The sequence below is a fragment of the Promicromonospora sp. NPDC060271 genome (genome assembly GCF_042726755.1).
Classification (GTDB): domain Bacteria; phylum Actinomycetota; class Actinomycetes; order Actinomycetales; family Cellulomonadaceae; genus Promicromonospora.
This window is the reverse complement of the sequence record NZ_JBHXBG010000300.1, coordinates 1-2,853: the sequence shown is the minus strand read 5'-3', so window position 1 is coordinate 2,853 and position 2,853 is coordinate 1. Positions and strand designations below refer to the sequence as shown.

The 2,853-nt window shown below is 75.2% G+C and carries 3 protein-coding genes; all 3 read right to left on the bottom strand.

Annotated elements, in window-relative coordinates; translation table 11 throughout:
• The coding region (locus tag ACFWE2_RS25130) for a response regulator transcription factor (protein ID WP_377226933.1) at positions 1–464 on the bottom strand (464 nt) is incomplete at its 3' end.
• On the bottom strand, positions 461–1,636 hold the full coding sequence (locus tag ACFWE2_RS25125) for a sensor histidine kinase (RefSeq protein ID WP_377226932.1): 1,176 nt from the start codon (positions 1,634–1,636) through the stop codon (positions 461–463). The genes ACFWE2_RS25130 and ACFWE2_RS25125, both read right to left, overlap by 4 nt.
• Before the next feature lie 5 nt (positions 1,637–1,641).
• On the bottom strand, positions 1,642–2,712 hold the full coding sequence (locus ACFWE2_RS25120; RefSeq protein ID WP_377226931.1) for a DUF418 domain-containing protein: 1,071 nt from the start codon (positions 2,710–2,712) through the stop codon (positions 1,642–1,644).
• Positions 2,713–2,853: the final 141 nt, after the last annotated feature.

Here is a 2,853-nt window from a genome sequence, read left to right as displayed (position 1 = left end):
GCGAGGGCGCCGTCCGGCCCGCTCTCCGGCCGGGTCGCGCCGGTCAGGTGCCGCAGGAGCCGCACCGTGACCGACGGCGAGACCAGCGCATCGCCCGCGTGCGCCGCCCGGACCGCCTCGACGAGCAGCGCCGGGCCGGCATCCTTCAGGATGAAGCCGACGGCGCCGCCGCGGAGCGCCCCGTAGACGTACTCGTCGACGTCGAACGTCGTGACGACCACCACCCGGAGCGGGTCGGCGACGTCGGGCCCGGCGAGCGTGCGGGTCACCTCCAGGCCGTCCATGTGGGGCATGCGGATGTCGACGAGGCAGACGTCCGGCCGCAGCCGGCGGGCCAGGGCGACCGCCTCGACGCCGTCGGCCGCCTCGGCGACGACCTCGATGTCCGGCTGGTCCTCCAGGATGGTCCGCAGGCCGCCGCGGACCATGGGCTGGTCGTCGGCGAGGAGCACGCTGATGGTCATCGGCGCTCCTCCGCGGCGAGGGGGAGGGTGGCGGCGACGGACCAGCCGGCGTCCGGCCGCGGGCCGGCCCGCAGGGTGCCGCCGAGGGAGACCACGCGTTCGCGCATGCCGATCAGGCCGTAGCCGCTCCCGGTGTCGAGAGCGGCGCCGGCAGCGCGGGCGCCGGTATGCGGGGCGTCGTCGGACACCTCGACGGTCAGGCCGTCCGGGACCCGGCACACGTCGACGGTCACCGTCCGGGCCTGCGGCGCGTGCCGCGTGATGTTCGTCAGCGACTCCTGGACCACCCGGTAGACGGCCGTGGTCACTTCCGCCGGCCACGCGGGGCCGTCGTCGGGCAGCCGTAGGCGCACCTCCGGGCCGCGGTCCTCGAACCGCCTGACCAGGGCGCTCAGCGACTCGGGGCCGGGAGCGGCGGGGGACCCGTCGTCGGCGTCGCGCAGCAGGCCGACGACGCGGCGGAGCGACGTCAGCGCCTCCGAGCCGGCCGCCTCGATGCCCGCCAGCGACTCCGCGACGCGCGCAGCCTCGCCCGGGCCCCTCGCGGCCACGATCTGTGCGGCCTGCGCCTGGACCACCATGCCGGTGATGTGGTGCGCGACGACGTCGTGCAGCTCACGCGCCACCGCGAGGCGCTCGTCGCGGCGCACGCGCTCGACCGCAGCCTCGCGACGGGCCACGAGGAGCCGGCCGCCGAGCCCCGCCGCGACCGCCGCGAGCCACGCCGCGGCGCTCACCAGCGGGATGACCGTCGCCTCCGGCACGAACGGGACGGCCGCGAGCCACGACCCGGCGACCACCACCAGGCCGCCGCCCGCCACGACGGCCGCCCGCCGCATGGGGAGCGTGCGGATCGCCGACGCCACCAGCACCGCGAGGGCGAGGGAGACGGCCGGCGCGGGTTCCGCAGGAAGGTCGGCGAGCCGCGCCACGACGACGGCCACCGCCGACACGCCCAGCCCGGCGAGCGCCGTGCCGAACCGGTTGCGGCGACGCAGCAGGGCCAGCGCCCCGACGATCGTTCCCGCGGCCAGGCCGGGTACCCAGGAGAGGCCGCCCCAGCTCGCCGCCAGGGCCGCGGCCGTGAGCAGCAGGACAGCGGCGAGCGTCAGGCCGATGAGGAGATCTCCGGCGGCCCTGGCCAGAGCCGTCCCCCGTCTGGTGGTGTGCACGCGGTTCAGGCTACGAGGGTCGACGCCGGACGGCGCTCGCCGGCGCCGTCGGTGATGCGCAGCGGCGGGCGGCTCAGCCACGTGGCCCAGCGCCAGCCCCACTCCAGTGGGCCGTACCGGAACCGGCGGAGCCAGAGGGCGGAGAAGATCCACTGGGCGACGAGCACCGTGCCCGCGATGACCAGCACCGTCTTCGACGACCAGCGCTCCGGGTGACCGACGACGTGCGCGACGGCGAGCACCAGCACTGTAGCGGTCAGGTAGTTGGTCAGGGCCATCCTTCCCAGTGGTGCGAACACGGCGCGCAGCACACGGCGGACAGGGGTGCGCAGCAGCACGAGCAGTGCGCAGACGTACACCCCGGCGATCAGGACCCCGGCCGCCTGCAGGACGATCCGGTAGCCCAGCGTGTCGACGTCGCCGACCTGCTCGAACGAGGCCTGCGCCCAGAGTGCGGGCACGGCGGCCGCCGTCAGCCCGAGGGCGAGGAGGGCCGGGACGCGGGTCGAGCTCTCGATGCGCCGGGTCACGCCGTACCGGGTCAGCGCCGAGCCGAGCAGGAAGAGGCCGGGGACCAGGGCGTACGACCCGCCGGCCAGCAGGATCGCCGCGACCGTGCAGACCGCGGCGAGACCGGCGACGGCCCAGCGCGGGAGCCACGTGGACGGCAGCAGCACGACCAGCCCGACCACGGAGTAGACGGTGAGGATGTCGCCCGGCCAGAGCAGGAGCAGGTGCGCCAGGCCGAGGGCGAGCAGCACGAGGAGACGGCGCAGCAGGACCAGTCGCGGTCGCGCGACGCGGCCGGCCGCCGACTCGACGAGCAGCGAGAACCCGACGCCGAAGAGCAGGGAGAAGATCGGGAAGAAGCGCTGGTCGACGAGCAGGTGCAGCCAGTCGACCTGCCCGCCGCCGGAGGCGGTGAGGGCGGTCGTCACCGGTGCGTCGGTGGCGACCGCGGCGCTGATCGGGATGACGTTGGCGACGAGGATCCCGCACAGCGCGAACCCGCGGAGCACGTCGAGGGCGACGAGACGAGACCGGGCGGGGGGCGAGACGGCAGAGGTAGGAGGCATGCCTCATGTTCGGCTCGGGCACGCCCGCTCCGGTACCGACCAAAAGTACCTTTCTCGCTCGACCCGTCTCGCTCCGACAGTCCCCGTTGAGTGCTGGATATTCGCCCCGATCGGCGGCTGGAAGGGGCGAATATCCAGCAC